At 64.6% G+C, this 13,384-nt stretch carries 21 protein-coding genes; all 21 read right to left on the bottom strand.

Going from position 1 to position 13,384, the window contains the following annotated elements; genetic code table 11:
- Positions 1-42: 42 nt before the first annotated feature.
- The 21 genes from TA3x_RS02435 to TA3x_RS02335 all read right to left on the bottom strand — a co-directional run bounded on the left by TA3x_RS02435 (position 43) and on the right by TA3x_RS02335 (position 13,370).
- Complete coding sequence (locus TA3x_RS02435; protein WP_435018513.1) at positions 43-513, bottom strand: hypothetical protein; 471 nt, start codon at positions 511-513, stop codon at positions 43-45.
- Entirely contained in the window at positions 510-896 is a 387-nt protein-coding gene (locus TA3x_RS02430; RefSeq protein ID WP_435018512.1) for a hypothetical protein, read from the bottom strand. The genes TA3x_RS02435 and TA3x_RS02430 overlap by 4 nt, the downstream gene beginning before the upstream one ends.
- Positions 893-1,330 carry a lysozyme gene (locus TA3x_RS02425; protein ID WP_435018511.1) on the bottom strand — a complete coding sequence of 146 codons (438 nt, stop codon included), beginning with the start codon at positions 1,328-1,330 and terminating at the stop codon, positions 893-895. The genes TA3x_RS02430 and TA3x_RS02425 overlap by 4 nt, the downstream gene beginning before the upstream one ends.
- A gap of 61 nt (positions 1,331-1,391) precedes the next feature.
- Positions 1,392-1,856, bottom strand: a complete 465-nt coding sequence (locus tag TA3x_RS02420; RefSeq protein WP_435018510.1) for a hypothetical protein — start codon at positions 1,854-1,856, stop codon at positions 1,392-1,394.
- A gap of 51 nt (positions 1,857-1,907) precedes the next feature.
- The gene (locus TA3x_RS02415; protein ID WP_435018509.1) at positions 1,908-2,252 is read right to left on the bottom strand and encodes a hypothetical protein; all 345 of its coding nucleotides are present in this window, start codon (positions 2,250-2,252) and stop codon (positions 1,908-1,910) included.
- Position 2,253: 1 nt separating this feature from the next.
- A complete protein-coding gene (locus TA3x_RS02410; protein WP_435018508.1) occupies positions 2,254-3,312 on the bottom strand; it encodes a gp53-like domain-containing protein in 1,059 nt (352 codons plus the stop codon).
- A 21-nt stretch (positions 3,313-3,333) separates the two neighbouring features.
- A complete protein-coding gene (locus TA3x_RS02405) occupies positions 3,334-3,999 on the bottom strand; it encodes a hypothetical protein (RefSeq protein WP_435018507.1) in 666 nt (221 codons plus the stop codon).
- Positions 4,000-4,001: 2 nt separating this feature from the next.
- Complete coding sequence (locus TA3x_RS02400) at positions 4,002-5,123, bottom strand: baseplate J/gp47 family protein (RefSeq protein ID WP_435018506.1); 1,122 nt, start codon at positions 5,121-5,123, stop codon at positions 4,002-4,004.
- 3 nt (positions 5,124-5,126) lie between these two features.
- The gene (locus TA3x_RS02395; protein ID WP_435018505.1) at positions 5,127-5,501 is read right to left on the bottom strand and encodes a phage tail protein; all 375 of its coding nucleotides are present in this window, start codon (positions 5,499-5,501) and stop codon (positions 5,127-5,129) included.
- The gene (locus TA3x_RS02390; RefSeq protein WP_435018504.1) at positions 5,501-6,013 is read right to left on the bottom strand and encodes a hypothetical protein; all 513 of its coding nucleotides are present in this window, start codon (positions 6,011-6,013) and stop codon (positions 5,501-5,503) included. Before TA3x_RS02390 ends, TA3x_RS02395 begins: the two co-directional genes overlap by 1 nt.
- Positions 6,010-6,978, bottom strand: coding sequence for a hypothetical protein (locus TA3x_RS02385; protein WP_435018503.1), 969 nt, complete (start codon positions 6,976-6,978; stop codon positions 6,010-6,012). The genes TA3x_RS02390 and TA3x_RS02385 overlap by 4 nt, the downstream gene beginning before the upstream one ends.
- Positions 6,975-7,550, bottom strand: coding sequence for a phage baseplate assembly protein V (locus TA3x_RS02380; RefSeq protein ID WP_435018502.1), 576 nt, complete (start codon positions 7,548-7,550; stop codon positions 6,975-6,977). The genes TA3x_RS02385 and TA3x_RS02380 overlap by 4 nt, the downstream gene beginning before the upstream one ends.
- Positions 7,547-8,647, bottom strand: a complete 1,101-nt coding sequence (locus tag TA3x_RS02375; RefSeq protein ID WP_435018501.1) for a phage late control D family protein — start codon at positions 8,645-8,647, stop codon at positions 7,547-7,549. Before TA3x_RS02375 ends, TA3x_RS02380 begins: the two co-directional genes overlap by 4 nt.
- The gene (locus TA3x_RS02370; protein WP_435018500.1) at positions 8,637-8,822 is read right to left on the bottom strand and encodes a hypothetical protein; all 186 of its coding nucleotides are present in this window, start codon (positions 8,820-8,822) and stop codon (positions 8,637-8,639) included. The genes TA3x_RS02375 and TA3x_RS02370 overlap by 11 nt, the downstream gene beginning before the upstream one ends.
- 43 nt (positions 8,823-8,865) lie before the next feature.
- Positions 8,866-9,228, bottom strand: coding sequence for a YkgJ family cysteine cluster protein (locus TA3x_RS02365; protein WP_435018499.1), 363 nt, complete (start codon positions 9,226-9,228; stop codon positions 8,866-8,868).
- Between the two features lie 127 nt (positions 9,229-9,355).
- Positions 9,356-10,129 carry a hypothetical protein gene (locus TA3x_RS02360; protein ID WP_435018498.1) on the bottom strand — a complete coding sequence of 258 codons (774 nt, stop codon included), beginning with the start codon at positions 10,127-10,129 and terminating at the stop codon, positions 9,356-9,358.
- The gene (locus tag TA3x_RS02355) at positions 10,129-11,898 is read right to left on the bottom strand and encodes a phage tail tape measure protein (RefSeq protein ID WP_435018497.1); all 1,770 of its coding nucleotides are present in this window, start codon (positions 11,896-11,898) and stop codon (positions 10,129-10,131) included. The genes TA3x_RS02360 and TA3x_RS02355 overlap by 1 nt, the downstream gene beginning before the upstream one ends.
- The gene (locus TA3x_RS02350; protein WP_435018496.1) at positions 11,891-12,409 is read right to left on the bottom strand and encodes an HK97-gp10 family putative phage morphogenesis protein; all 519 of its coding nucleotides are present in this window, start codon (positions 12,407-12,409) and stop codon (positions 11,891-11,893) included. The genes TA3x_RS02355 and TA3x_RS02350 overlap by 8 nt, the downstream gene beginning before the upstream one ends.
- Positions 12,370-12,573, bottom strand: coding sequence for a hypothetical protein (locus TA3x_RS02345; RefSeq protein ID WP_435018495.1), 204 nt, complete (start codon positions 12,571-12,573; stop codon positions 12,370-12,372). The genes TA3x_RS02350 and TA3x_RS02345 overlap by 40 nt, the downstream gene beginning before the upstream one ends.
- On the bottom strand, positions 12,570-12,938 hold the full coding sequence (locus TA3x_RS02340) for a hypothetical protein (RefSeq protein WP_435018494.1): 369 nt from the start codon (positions 12,936-12,938) through the stop codon (positions 12,570-12,572). Before TA3x_RS02340 ends, TA3x_RS02345 begins: the two co-directional genes overlap by 4 nt.
- On the bottom strand, positions 12,939-13,370 hold the full coding sequence (locus TA3x_RS02335; protein ID WP_435018493.1) for a hypothetical protein: 432 nt from the start codon (positions 13,368-13,370) through the stop codon (positions 12,939-12,941).
- Between the last annotated feature and the right edge of the window lie 14 nt (positions 13,371-13,384).

The raw sequence follows: 13,384 nt of genomic DNA, 5'->3' as shown, positions 1-13,384 counted from the left end.
TTCAGGCGGTAACATCACGGTAGCTCGGGGCGTATAAAGTATCTATCTGGAATCCCACGTCCTCCTGATGAACCCCTGGCAGGCGATCAGTTGGGCCGTCTGCTTGTCGGCGGCTCGGGCGAGGGCGAGTAGATCAGCCGCTCCACCGGATTCAGGAAGTCCGTCACCTCCGGCGGTTGCATCACGTCCGTCGGGAGCGGGGGGAGTTGGCACGCGGGCTGGGGTTGATCCCGTGCGCAGGCGTTTAATAGCAGCATCGTAGCGAGCGTTGAGATCCGTAAGCTTCTCCTGGTAGCCATGGCTGGTTTCCTCCGTGATTTTCTGATTCTTCGCGCAATGCTCGCGTTCTTCCTTGCGAATGCGGGCTTCCTCCAATGGCCTGTCAATGTCCCACCGGGCCTGCACGGCGACGCCCCCGTGGTGCCTGCCGAGGAAGTAGACGACCCCGATGGCCGCACAGGCAAGCACGAGTATGCGATTGCCCCACGCCCAGCCCAGGATGCGGAGCATCATCGATTCTCTCCCAGCGTGGTGACGTTCAGATCGCCCTCCGCCTTCACGTTCAGGTCCTTCACCGCCTCCGGCTTGCCCGGCCCCACCTGGATCACGGTGGTCGGGCCCGGCGCCGCGACCGGGGGCACGATGACCGGCGGAGGATTGGGCGAATCGGCCTTGATCTGCTCCTGCTGCACCAGGCTCTCGCGCCATTTGCCGAAGCCGTAGACGCCGCCGCTGGCGAGCATGAAGGTGAGGAAGATGTCGTTGCTGAGGGTGGCGTGGACGGTCAGCCAGACGACCACGAAGCTGCCGACCGCGATCCCGTAGACCATGGACAGCCGGGTGGAGCTGCCGCGCCCGTCGTCGTCCTCGATGAACTCCCGCCAGCGGCCCGTCATGCGACCGGCCGGAGGAAGAGTTCACGCTCGGCGGCGCGCCTGCTCACGAGCCCCGGGAGAATGGCCCCGTTCGACCGGTTCCAGCGGGGGAACTCATTTGCCGCGCCAATGCGGTCGCCGCCGTTGAGCTTGGCCAGGAGAGTGGATTTGAGGTAATTTCCCGAGCCGATATTGAAGCACAGGCTGGCCAGGGCCGAGAATTCATTCTCGTTCAGGACGGCGCGGGTGAAATTGCCCACGATCCGCTCGGAATCGGCCAGGTCAAGGCGAAGGAACTCCTCCGCCTGCTCCATCGTGGCCGGGGGTGTGCGGGCTGTGACGCCTCGCGTGTGCCCGTACCCGATCGTCCAGACGCCGGCCGGGCACTTATAGGGCCTGGACCGGAACCCCTCGAACCGTTTGATGAGGGCGAGCCCCGCCTCGTTCGTCCTCACCGCTTGGTACCGGCGCGTTTCTTGGTGATTGTCATGGGTCGGCCCCCTCCATGGCTGGTGCTCATTGGGTCAACGCCTTCTTGGCGCCGATGATGATGATCGTACCCACCCCCGTCAGGATGAGGGTGATCAGGCCGCGCTTCGTCCAGGTGATCGTGTCCTGGTGCCCGGCCCTCAAGCTGCTCAGGAAATCCAGGTTGCTGCGGAGCGACCGCCCGGCGTTCGCGTCCTTGTCCAGGTCGAGGGCGGAGATGATCTTGTCGATGGAGAGCTGCAATTCCCTGCCGGTGTTGGCGATCAGCGTCTGGGTCGTCACGAGCGTGTCGGTGAACTGCTGCTTCAGCTCGGCGATGGCCTTGGTGCTCGCCTCGCTGTGCGCCTTGGCCTGCTCCCTCACGCCGCCGAGTTCCGTCTTCACGCTCCCTAGCTCGACGCGGATCTCCACATTCTGCGCGGTATGGGCGTTCTGCATCCTCTCCACCTGATCGAGGCGGTAGATGATGTTGGAGAGGTCGGTCTGTTCCATTGCGTGGGGGCTCTCCATGTCGTTCCGGTACAATATATCACGTGTTCATTTCTATTTGGAAGCGGATTCGGGCTTCGGCCTCTTGCGCAAGGCCGCGATCTTGCCTTCCTGCGCCTTGAGCCATCCGCCGTCCGTCCCCATGACGGCCTCCCTCATGCGGCGCGGGGTGATCGCCGCCTCCAGCTCCGCGATCTGCTGCCGCGTCGTCTTCGGCCGCTTAGCGGGTTCGACGGCGACGGGAAACCCTTCCTCATCGCCCCGGATCACCTTGCCTTCCGAATTCGCCTTCAGGAGTGCCAGGTGCTGCTCCTCGGTGATCTCCACCCGGTCCCCGGGGATCTCGCTGTGGATGTCGTCGCGGTAGAATCCGCCGGTCGCCTTGGAAAAATAGATCATATTAATACCCGAGTGCTAGATAGGAGATGTTGAAGGAGCCGCTGGGGCTCAGGTTGCGGATCGATGCCTGCGTCTTCGGGTTCAGGAGCGTGTTGCTGAAGCCGGTGCTGAAGCTGCCGCTGGTCGAATCCGAATCGATCAGGGCGGTGGTGAACCCGCCGAGGAATGCCGTGGGGAAGGCGACCGCGTAGGTGACATCCACGTGGTTGCCCGCCGCTACCGAGAAGGCCGTCCCGAATTGCATGATGAGCCCGTTCGGGAATTTCTGATAGCCGGGCGAAGTGAGCGAGCTGGCGCTCAAATTCTTCACGAACGCCGTGGTGGCGATCAGGGTGGACAGGTCGCCCAAGGCGGGCGTGGGGGCTGTCGGCGTGCCCGTGAACGCAGGGCTGGCCAGCGGTGCCAGGACGGCGAGCTTGTTGTCCAGGAACGGCGCGCCCGCCACGCGCACGATGTTTCCGCTGGTCACGGTACTCTGCCCGTTGGCCACCGTGATGGCATAGAGGGCGGTATAGCCCGCGTCCGGCGTCGGCGTGGCCTGCGTCCCCGTGGTGGCCGCCACCCCCACCTTCAGGTTGAGCACGCAAACGCCGCGGCGCACCGTGTTCTGTGCGGTGCCGCTGTTGGCCGGGCCGCTGTAGGGCACGGAAGGGTTGGCCGCGTTGTAATAGGGCAGGACTGTCGAGCCGCCGTCGATGTTCTGGTACTGCGCCTGCACCAGGTAGACCACGGATTGCCCGGAGGTGGCGGGCGCGGGGCAGGAAAACGCGGTATCCCCCTTGATGATCCCCTGCTTGACGATCTGGTGCGTGGTGTCCGCCGCCAGGCTGCCGTACGAGGATGACTCGAGGTTCTGCAAAGCGTAGATGGAGCCTGTGGTCACCAGCACGCCGAGGCTGGCCGGGGTGGTGGGGATGCAGGCCAGGCCGTCCACAAACGTGGAGACGCCGAGGATGGCCTGCGCCAGGTAGCCCAGCGCGACCATCGTGTCCTGGCTCTGCTGGAGCTGGTCGGTGTCGAGCGGGATGGAACCCGGGTAGATGATGCGTCTATCGACCATGGAAATCCTTGTGGGTTGGGGTTAACTGAGTATCCGGCTCCACGCGGTCGTGCCCGCGGGCATCACGCCGTCGATGGCCTTGTAGATGTCCTCGTCCGTGACGGCGCCCGCGATCATGTCGCGGCTCGCGTACTGGACCTGGCTGCCGGTGTTGTAGGCCCCTTGCGGGTCCCCGTATCCGGCGACGTTCGGTACGCCCGCGCCCATCGGGCGGTAGGCGGTGACGAAGATTTGCGCGGGCAGGGCGAGCGAGCCGTAGGCCCCGGCCAGGTTGTAGCCCATGACCCCGGCGTTGTAGCCGCCTGTGTCGGCGGGGCGGGCGGGTTCGAAGACGAGCGGCGTGCGGCCGGTGAGGATCTCCAGCGCGCGGACCAGGCCGCGGCGGGTGCCCTTCTCCAGGAGCAGCTGGGCCTTGATCCGCTGCCGGAACGCGCCGTCCGACTCGCCGTTGCGCCGGGGCAGGGTGTCGCCGAAGAAGTCGAGCGAGACCAGGTCGAGGAAGCCGTCCGTCGCGGAGGCGATGCGGGTTTGCAGCCGGGCATATCCGATCAGGCCGTAGACGTCCGCCAGCGCCTTGCCGATGCCCGAGAGCACGGCGTCGAGGATCGGGGTCTCGTCGCCGAACCAGCCGCGAGGCAGCAGGGCCTTGATGCGGGAGAGGAAGTCGTTCTTGTCGCCGATCGCCATCGTCAGGCGACCGTGATGGTGCCGGCGCGCACCTTGGTCTTCTGGTCCGCGGCCAGGTCGGCGGTGCCGCCGTTGAGCAGGATGCTCGAGGCGTTGACCACGCCGGGCACGCCGTAGATCACGCTGGCCAGCCGCGTGTAGGGCAGGCCGGTGGCCAGCGGCAGGGCGTTGATGAACCGGGTGAGCGCCGTGCCGACGGCGCCCACCACGTCGTTGTGATCGTAGCCCGGGGCGGTCGCGACCGTCACGCCGACATTGGCCGTCGCCACGGCGGGCGCGAACACGGCGAAGGTGATGCCATCCGCCCGCACCGCCTCGATGGCGTTCCCGGCATTCGTCAGGAGGTCGGAGGAGGGGTAGCCGGTGCCATCATCGACCACCACGTAGAAACTGGCCGGGCGGTAATTGCCCGCGTAGTCGTAATTCTCGGTGATGGTCAGGGCGAGCCCCTGGCGCAAGCTGGTGACGGCGTATCGGATCGCGGTCTTGGTGGCCTTGGAGAGCGAGGCCAGGTAGAGCACGAAGCGGGCGCGGTAAGCCGGGTCGGACTCGGCGTCGATGCCGTTGGCGAAGGCCACGCCGTTGGCCACCGTGTCCACGCCGGGGATGGGGGTGGAGAGCACGGCGATCGAGCCGGCAAGCACATTCCCGCCGATGCCCGCGTCCACGGCCTGCACCGGCACGGAAACCGAGGCGATCCCCGCCCCCAGCACATACCCGCCGAGCGAGGGATTGTAGGCCGGGTTACCGGCGTCGAGCGTGACGAAGAAGCGCCGCGAGCCGTCCGCCGTCTGCACCGAGGCGTTGATCGGCACCACCGCCTGCTGGGTGGGCGTGAACCGGGAGAACGTCACCTGCCCGGTGGCATAGCTCGCCGGGAGCCGGGTGAAATCGTAATCGGCCATCCAGCTGTCGAGGTCGGCATTCTTGCTGGTCGCCGCCCGGGTGAGCGTGAGCAGCTGGAGGATAATCGCCTGGAGCCAGAGGACGGTGCCGGAGATCGCCTCGCAGAGGGCGCGGAGCACCGAGCCGGGCGTGAAATCGAGCGAGGCGGACGCGGAGGCCTGCATGGCGGTGGCGATGTTCGAGACCAGCCGGGTGAAATTGTAGGTGGTCAGGGCCATCCGCTATCCGTTGTCTGGGGTTACGTCGAAATTCAGGTAGGCACCCTGCCCGGTCGCGGCCACCGTGTAGCGGATCTGGGCGGAGATCCCGTTGGGGATGGCGCGCAAGGTGACGACCGGCTCAGGATCGTGCGAAACGCTCGCCTCCAGGTACATCTGCGCCTTGATGAGGGCCCCCAGCTCCGCCTCGTCGAGGAGCTGGCCGATGTAGGACGGCAGCCCAGCGCCGTATCCCGGCTGCCAGAGGTAGTCGCGGATGTTGGTGAGCAGCCTGCGGAGGACGCGCTGCTTGCTCTCTTCCAGGCCGTCCGCGACCAGCAGGTCGCCGGTGGCGGAGAGCGCCAGGTCGTAGCTGAAGTAGTGCGCGGCGTCGGGCATCAGCTGATCTCCATCTCGAAATCCTGCACGGTGAGGATGTTGGACGCGGACGCCAGGCTGAACTGGGCGGTGATGGCCACATTCTGCGTAAGGGTGGAATCCACCGAGAAATTGGCGACCTGCTGGCTGACCGGCTGCGATAAGGTCAGCCCCCCGGATGCCTGCGTGATCTCCCCGTAAGCGATCTGGCTGGCGGCGTTCGCCTTGTTGGCGATGCGCCCCGTCACCTTGAACGGCGTATTAGTCGCACCTCCCAGCAATGCCAGCGCCCCGCCGCCGAGCGTCAGGACGCCCGAGCCGTATTTCACCCGGATTGTCAGGGTTCCCGGGAGCAGGGCGGCGGTGCTCAGGGAGCAGATGAGGGTGAACTTGACCCGGTTGTTCATCGACAGCATCCCGGCCGAGAGCTGCCCGGCGAGGAGCGTGGTCTCGAGCGCGGTATTCGAGACCCTCACCGCGTCGTTGTTGCGGAAGACGATCCCGTTGGGCGTGGCGAGCAGGAACTGGGTCATGTGATCACCAGGCTGCCGTTGCGCGCCGTCGCCTCGAATTCGGTGTTGGCGGTGATGCAGACCAGCACCACGTTGTCGTAGCGGGACGAGGAGGAGAGCGAGCCGGCCGTGCCGGTCGTGGTGTCGGAATAGGTGTGGATGGCCTGACCCGCATTCTGCGCCACCTTCCACCCGCCAGCGCCCTTGCCGTCGATCAGGATGGATGAACCTTGCGCCGCCGTGGTGGGCAGGATGAGGGTGCAGAGGGTGGGCATGTTGACGATGTAGCGGGTGTTCGGCGCCATCTGGTAGGGCGAGGTGGTCACTTCCACGGTCGGCGTGCCGGTGGCGGCTAGCGTAGAGCCGGAGAAGGCCAGCCCGGCCCCTATGGCGATTTCCTGGACATTGGCGGCCGATCCCGTGGGGTTTCCGAGCAATGTGCCGCCGGAAGCCTGCTGGATCTTCCCATAGGTGACCTTATTGGCGGCGATGGTGACCGCGTAGCCCGAACTGGACACATCCCCCGTGAAGCCGCCCAATCGCGCGGCCGCGAGCGTCCCGGTGGCGTTCTCTCCGCCCAGGTCGATGCTTCCGAGCGATGCAAGCGCCCCGGCTCCGGTGATCTGCCCGATGGAATAATCGCCGGATTGCGGGGTGACCGCCCCGGTGCGCCCAAATACGCTGGCGACTGCGCCGGATGAACCGCCGGAGGCGAAGGTGACCCGCCCCTTCTCGTCCACGGTCAGGGTGGCGTTGGTATATGTCCCCGGCGTGACCCCGCTGCTGGACAGGGTGAGGTTATAGCCGGAACCCGTCACATCCCCGGTGAAATTCCTCAGCTTCGACGGCGGCAGGGTCCCGGTGATCGCCGCGCCGGACAGGCTGACGGAGTTCATCTTCGCCAGCGCCCCGACGCCTTCCAGCTGGTCCACCGACGTGGGTATCATCTCCGGGATCTCGTCGATATATGTCTTTAGCGTGGTCATTGCGCCTCGATGATGGCGACGATCATGCCGCCCTTGGTCGTGATATATCCGTCCTGCGAGAGCCCGAGCCCCGTGCGGTAGGTGCCGTCGGCGATGGCGGAGACGCCTTGCGCATAGAAGCTCGTCGCGTTGAACTCGCCCGTGTGGTCCCAGCGGGGCGCGGTCGATGCGATCCGCGTCGGAGAGGAGATCTCCACGCTGCCGTCGTTGTGGAACTTCAGGCAGCTGCCCGACTGGTGCACCGTCCAGCGTTCGCCGGAGGGCACGGCCAATGGCCGGAACCGGTCGCCGTAGTGGCGGTTGCCGATGAACCCGGCCTCCTTGCCGCCCTCCTGGAAATGCACGTCCACCACGTCGCCCGGGGTCGGGGGGCAGTATTCGCCCCATCCGTTTCCGCTCCACGGCGTGCTGATCGGCAGCCAGCCGGTCTCGACCCGCTCGGGCTGGATCTCCACCTTGGCGCAGTAATTCTCCGGGTCGTAGCCGGTCACCACGCCGATGCGCACGCCGGAGCGCTGCGCCATCACCCGCTCCGCCTCGCGCCGGGCGATGTTGAGCATCTCGTGCATCATAGGGCGACGTCGCTGAGCGTGGAGTGGTTCTTCGCCCGCAGCTCCATGCGGTAGCCCTCCTGCATCGAAAGGCGGCGGGTCACGGTGTCCGGGTAATAGAGCTGGTCGAAGGCGGTATTCGTGCCCACCAGCTGCACCATGGTGCGGGTGGACAGGATGTTGTCGGCCGGCAGGCTGGCCGAGAGCAGCCGCTCGTGCCGGGTGATCTGCTCGGCGAGGGATTTTGCCAAGGCGAGCGCCTGGTCTGGCGTGAGGTTCGGCCGGATGAAGGTGTAGACTTGCGCCTTGCCGCCGCGCCGCTGGCCCTTCGCCTGGGAGGCGCTGGCCTTCTCGCTGAAGCCCTTCTGCTGCTTCTGGTTCCAGCTGCGGACGATCACGATGATGTCCTTGGCCAGGGTCTGCGATCGCTGCAGGCGGATATCGGTGGCGTTGCTGGCGAAGGTGCCGCCATCCAAGGCGTTTGGCTCCGACCAGAACAGGACATAGGGGGTGCTGGCCTCGACCGGGGCGGGCCGGAAATGGAGCGTGGTGCCCGAAACCCAGACGTCGAAGCCCTCCCTCTCGGCGAGGTAGACGAGCAGGTCCCACTCGGTCTGTTCGCGGGTGAGCACCGCGTGGTCGATTTCGTAGTAGGTGCCCGCCCGCGCGGAGGTCGCCACCACGTCCGCGTCGAGGCCCTGGCGGAGCGAGAGCTGCAGGGCGATGTCCGAGGCGGTCAGGTTCTGGAACTTCTCGGCGGTCTTCGCGTCGAGGAAGCGGCTGGACAGGTCGCGGCCCGTGAGGGAGATGGTGCGGCCCACCAGGTCGATCTCCGCGTCGTCCACCTGGCCGAGGATCAGCTGCTGCGGGATTCCGCCGTCGATGGAAACGGCGACCGAGACCAGGTCATCCTGCGATTCCGCCCAGTAGGCCGGTCCAAAGGCAGGAGGCAGGCCGGAGATGGAGAGGTGGACGCGGTAGGTATCGGCGGTGAAGTGGCTGGAGTTGGTGACCTCGACGGAGATGACGGCACTGGCGGGCAGCCTCACGCCGTTCACGGCGACTTCCGGGCGCGGCTTGCGGACGATGCCCCCGGGATGGGCGGGGCTAAGCGGCATAGACCCCGCCGCCCGCGTCCTTGTCCACCGGGGGTATTTTGAGCGTCATGATGCCCGTGATGACCGGGTCGATCAGGCCATTGGCCTCGGCGATGCGGTTCCACTGGGTTGCATCCGAAAGCTCCTGGAGCGCGATCTGGTACAGATTGCCCCCGCCGACTGCTATGGTTTTCATGAATGAAGTGCCTGTTCAAAATGAGATTAACAACAGATCCGGCTTACAAACCCTCGCCGGTTCCTTCCGCGCCCTGATAGTGAACGCAAAGCCCATCGCTGGCAGGTTCATAGATGCGGCAAAGCTCCGGGCGATTTTCGTAATCGCCGCACCTGCCCGATGGCAGAAGGTTGCGGCAATTGTAATTCCACTCGCTGTAGGTTCGCCCTGATCCTTCTTCTGTATACGTGTTGAGCTTTTCATTGGGAGTGAACGGAAAGTTCGCCCAATCCTTGGTCTGTTCATCTATGGAAGAATCGTCCCAGAAAGTCCTCGGGTATAACTCCCCTGTTTCAGGGTTTTCGCTGATGAGTCGCAGGCTTTTGCAACATGAGCCAGGGCTGTAACAGTTATCGCAAAGACTCACACTCCAGCTCCTTCGGAATTTGCAGCACACCCTACGCCTGATGTGCAGCAAAGTCAAAGACACATGCAGTCACCCTCCCAGATTTTTCCCCATCCGCCCCAGCAGGCTCGACGCCTGGCAGGGCTGGCTATCCGCCATAAGTCGTTGTCTTGATCGGCCCGATGGAGACGGCCAGATTCTTCGCGGCCTGGCCCAGCACGCTCTTGAGCTGGTGGACGTCTTTGAGCTGGTCGAAGCCGTGGGCGAGCGATCCCAGGCCGGCGGCGATGTCTTGCGGATCGCCGCCGGGCAGGAAAGAGCCGAGGCCGGGCAGGGATGACTCGGTCCGGGCTTGTGACTCCCCGGTGGCCGTCAGGGCGAGGTTCGTCGTGTACGCTTTCATATTGGCGTCGAAGGTGGAAAAGTCCGGGTTCGTATTGCGCGACAGCTTCCCGACCGAGGCCTTGACCTCCGGATCGTCGATATCCTCGCTAATCTCCGAGCAGGTTTGCAGGTCATTGTCCACGATCTGGTCATCGCTCAGGGCGGGCGGGGGAGGGGGCGGGTTGAGGTCGTCGCCGGCGACGCAGACGGTGATCGAATACGTGATCTCGAACGGCTGGTGGAATTTCGCCTCGAACGAGCGCACCACCACCCGGTAGCGGAACCCGCCCCACGTCAGGGTGAGCGGCTCGCCCGCGATGCGGTAGGCGTCCAGCTGTTTCGCGCGGGACTCGGCGTCGAAGCCCCGGAACCGGCCCGACCAGGGGATTTCCCGGTCGTCGCGGCCCATGGCGTCGATGGTGCGCGCGCCGCCGGGCAATTTGTGGACGACGAGCGCCTGCTCGCCGCCGAAGTCGATGCTCTCCGGGATTTCGAAGCCACGGAAGCTGACGTCGCCGAGCGTGAGGGTGATGGGCATCAGAAGCCGCCCCACATCGGGGTCATCCGGCCATCGAAGCTGCCGGGGCTCGACATGGGGCGGCTTGCGGACTTGGATTGCACTTGCGTCACAACGCTGGCCAATTGATGCGGATCTTTCACTTGCACTTCGATGGTTGCCTGAGCATTCTTGGATGGCGGCGGTACGGCGCTCGTCCCCTCGCCACGCACCACTCGCCTGAGCCATCCTTCCGGCATATTCGACGTTTCCTTATTCCACCAGTCGCCGATGCCCGGCGCGAAGTCGTCGATTTCATTCGCTACTTTCTGATGCTCAACGATGGCTAGCACGGCCAATGCGGCGGTGCTCAGGAGCCCCAGTTTCAAGGCTAATGCCCCGATGGAGCCGACGACGCCACCGGTCCCGCCCGCCACACCAAGGGCAAGCCCCATGGCCTTGAATCCCGCGGCGAGCGTGAGCACCACGCCCCCGAAGGCCAGAGCAGCCGAAAGCCCCGCGAATCCCTTGATCAGGTAGTCGAAACGCACAGGATGCCGGTTGACCCATTGGCCGAGCGAGCGCAACCCGTCCGCCAGCTTGTTGATGCCGGGGATGATGATCGGCCAGAGGCTTTCTCCCATGGCAATCTTGAGGTTGGCCCATGCCGCACCGAGGGCCTTCTCCGCACCGTCGGGCGTCTTGAGGGCGAGGGCGTAGAGCTGGCGCGTGTCCATGGCCCCTTTGCTGATGCCCATGTTCTTCTCGATCTTCTCCTGCTGGAGGTACATCAGGCTGAACAGGCTGGAGCCGGTGCGGTTGCCGAAGATGGCGCCCATCGCGTTGAGCACGTCCTTCTCGGACGTCACGCCCTTCGACGCCAACGCGGGTATCAGCGTGTGCTGCATCCATCCGTAGGGATTGGAGGTGTATTCATCCATGCCCTTCAACGCGCCGGGACGAATTTGTTTGATAGTGCCGATCTTGTTGTACTCGACCATGCTGGGATCCAGCAGGCCATATTTCATCATCTCCTTGGCCGCCCTGACCGTAGAGCGCCCTTGTGCGAGGTTATTATACGCGCTCATGGTGCCGGTTCCGACGCGATTCCCTCCCATCTCCTGGATCAGGGGCTCCATGGCGTAATAGAAGCTTTCGTTATCGAGCAACCTGCCCGACACGCCGGATGTCTTGATGAAGGCGAGGTAATCGGAGGGCTTCACCATGCCGCCGGTTGCCGATATGACCTTTTGCATCATGTCGGCTTGCTTCATGAACTCGGCAGGGCCGTGGAAGCCACCCTTCATCTCGATGATCTTCTCCATGGCCTGGAGTTGTGCATGGCCGAAATCCATCCCCTTTGCGCCGAATACCGCCTCGTTGGCGAATTTCATCTGGGCCACCTGCGGGGCGAGCTGCTTGGCCATGTCATAATCGCCGAGCGCCGTGTGCAGGTCGCGGGTGGTGCGGATCAGGTCGGTGGCGGAAGCCCCGATGACGGAGCTGCCGCGAGCGAACTTGTCCGCGTCCTTGTTGATGGCGTCGCCCAGGCCGATGGCCTTGAACTGCCCCAGCGCCTGCTGGTATTCCTTCGCGGCTTCGAGCGTCTTGCCCAGGGCGTGCAGCCCGGCATAGCCCGCCGTGCCGAGAATGGCGCCGCCGACGCCGAGCAGCTTGATCTGGTTGAGCGTCGTCTTTAGCTTGAGCGCCTGCGCGTCGGTCTTGGCCAGGTCGCGGCCGATCAGCATCAGCCCCTGGCTGACCTTGTTGGTCAGCGCGACGGTGATCCCGACCTTGTAGGCGTCAAACATCGATCTTCATCTTCCCGCCGAACACTTTCTCCCCCACGAGCGAGGCGACCGCCTCCTCGCCGATGATTTCCCTGATTCTCTTGGTCTCGTCGACCGCCGCGCCGCCGAGGAAGGAGCGGGGCGGGATCTTGCTCGTGCCCAGTTCCTGGTAGACGGCGATGTCGCTGTTGGAGCCGACATGCACCTCGCTGCCCGCGACCTGGTGCCCGATGCTGTCGCGCATGGCCCCGGTGCGGAGCAGGGGGTCGTTCTCGCTGAACCCCTGCCTGAGGCGATCCTCTTTGGTGAAATCCGCCAGCTCCGGCCACGCGATGAACGGCCCGGCCTCGTCCTGGTACTCGCCGATCTTCGCCTTGGCGCGTTTCTCGACCAGTTTGCCGACTTTCTCGAGGGCGTGGTGCTCCATCTCATGCTGCTTCAAGGCGATCTCGGCGAAATGGGCGGCCAGATGCCCAAGGGAGCTGAACGAACTCATCTGTCTGTTTTCCAGGACATTGATGCCCAGTCCCATTCCCCGCCGTCCATCCGGCCGAAGATGATGGCCCAGGCCGTGACCTGGTGGTCCTCGAGCGAGAAGGCCACATCGAAATCGACGTTGTTCTTGACCAGGTAGAGCCGGTTGTTCAGCTCGCCGTTCTCGACCAGCGCCCTGATCTTGTCGATCTCCGGCGTCATTCTCCGGCGGCTTCCTTCGCCGCATACTGCTCCTGCAGCCCGCCCAGGATGGCCTCGATGCCCTCCTCGTCAAGCCGCTTGACCAACGCTTCGAGCTGGAGCCGGGTGGCCGGGCGGGATACGGCCTCTCCGTCGATGCTGGCCGCATGGCAGGCGGCGCTGGCGTAGATCATGTAGGCCTGATTGCTGCTGTTCTCCGAGCCTACGACCTCGAACATCTTGATCCGGTCCAGCGCGTTCAGCTTGCGGATGCCTATTTCTCGACCAAGCGCATCGGTGACGGTCAGGACCTGGTTCGCGGCCTTGACGATGGATTGCGACGGGGTCTCGGCCTCCGGGTGGGGCTGGAATGTGACTTTCGGCATTTATGCTACCTTGATCCTGCGGGTTGCGTGGCACATCAGGGACTGGGGGACGAGGGAGTCGCCCTTGTAGCCCCCGGCATCGTCGAACACGACGATGACCTTGGTGTAGCGGAACTGGCTGACCGAACCGTTCTTCTCCTGGATCGATTCGATGATGGTGCCCGCCGGGTTATTGATCCCGGCGTAGTAGTCGGCCTCGGCCTGGGCGAAGTAGTTATCGAGGGCGGGGTTCTTGCGGTCGAGCTTGATCGAGATGTCCCAGCCGTCGGGGATGACGCCGTGCTCCTGCTCGCCGTTCAGGTCCTTGTGATTGAGGATGGTATTCTTCGGCTTGATCGAGTATTCGGTCAGCCCGTCGATGACGAGCGTGCCCTTGGACGTGACCAGCGTGAAGCTGATGTCCTTGCCGATGGTGAAGGAATTAACTGGCATCGCGGGGTCTCCTT

The organism is Tundrisphaera macrotermitis (assembly GCF_051175315.1).
In the GTDB taxonomy this organism is placed as follows: domain Bacteria; phylum Planctomycetota; class Planctomycetia; order Isosphaerales; family Isosphaeraceae; genus Tundrisphaera.
This window is presented reverse-complemented; position numbering and strand designations above follow the sequence as displayed.

Coding starts and splice junctions, on each gene's coding strand:
- TA3x_RS02435 (WP_435018513.1), bottom strand. CDS start 513: ATGATGCTCCGCATCCTGGGCTGGGCGTGGGGCAATCGCATACTCGTG.
- TA3x_RS02430 (WP_435018512.1), bottom strand. CDS start 896: ATGACGGGCCGCTGGCGGGAGTTCATCGAGGACGACGACGGGCGCGGC.
- TA3x_RS02420 (WP_435018510.1), bottom strand. CDS start 1,856: ATGGAACAGACCGACCTCTCCAACATCATCTACCGCCTCGATCAGGTG.
- TA3x_RS02415 (WP_435018509.1), bottom strand. CDS start 2,252: ATGATCTATTTTTCCAAGGCGACCGGCGGATTCTACCGCGACGACATC.
- TA3x_RS02410 (WP_435018508.1), bottom strand. CDS start 3,312: ATGGTCGATAGACGCATCATCTACCCGGGTTCCATCCCGCTCGACACC.
- TA3x_RS02405 (WP_435018507.1), bottom strand. CDS start 3,999: ATGGCGATCGGCGACAAGAACGACTTCCTCTCCCGCATCAAGGCCCTG.
- TA3x_RS02400 (WP_435018506.1), bottom strand. CDS start 5,123: ATGGCCCTGACCACCTACAATTTCACCCGGCTGGTCTCGAACATCGCC.
- TA3x_RS02395 (WP_435018505.1), bottom strand. CDS start 5,501: ATGCCCGACGCCGCGCACTACTTCAGCTACGACCTGGCGCTCTCCGCC.
- TA3x_RS02390 (WP_435018504.1), bottom strand. CDS start 6,013: ATGACCCAGTTCCTGCTCGCCACGCCCAACGGGATCGTCTTCCGCAAC.
- TA3x_RS02385 (WP_435018503.1), bottom strand. CDS start 6,978: ATGACCACGCTAAAGACATATATCGACGAGATCCCGGAGATGATACCC.
- TA3x_RS02380 (WP_435018502.1), bottom strand. CDS start 7,550: ATGATGCACGAGATGCTCAACATCGCCCGGCGCGAGGCGGAGCGGGTG.
- TA3x_RS02375 (WP_435018501.1), bottom strand. CDS start 8,647: ATGCCGCTTAGCCCCGCCCATCCCGGGGGCATCGTCCGCAAGCCGCGC.
- TA3x_RS02370 (WP_435018500.1), bottom strand. CDS start 8,822: ATGAAAACCATAGCAGTCGGCGGGGGCAATCTGTACCAGATCGCGCTC.
- TA3x_RS02360 (WP_435018498.1), bottom strand. CDS start 10,129: ATGCCCATCACCCTCACGCTCGGCGACGTCAGCTTCCGTGGCTTCGAA.
- TA3x_RS02355 (WP_435018497.1), bottom strand. CDS start 11,898: ATGTTTGACGCCTACAAGGTCGGGATCACCGTCGCGCTGACCAACAAG.
- TA3x_RS02350 (WP_435018496.1), bottom strand. CDS start 12,409: ATGGGACTGGGCATCAATGTCCTGGAAAACAGACAGATGAGTTCGTTC.
- TA3x_RS02345 (WP_435018495.1), bottom strand. CDS start 12,573: ATGACGCCGGAGATCGACAAGATCAGGGCGCTGGTCGAGAACGGCGAG.
- TA3x_RS02340 (WP_435018494.1), bottom strand. CDS start 12,938: ATGCCGAAAGTCACATTCCAGCCCCACCCGGAGGCCGAGACCCCGTCG.
- TA3x_RS02335 (WP_435018493.1), bottom strand. CDS start 13,370: ATGCCAGTTAATTCCTTCACCATCGGCAAGGACATCAGCTTCACGCTG.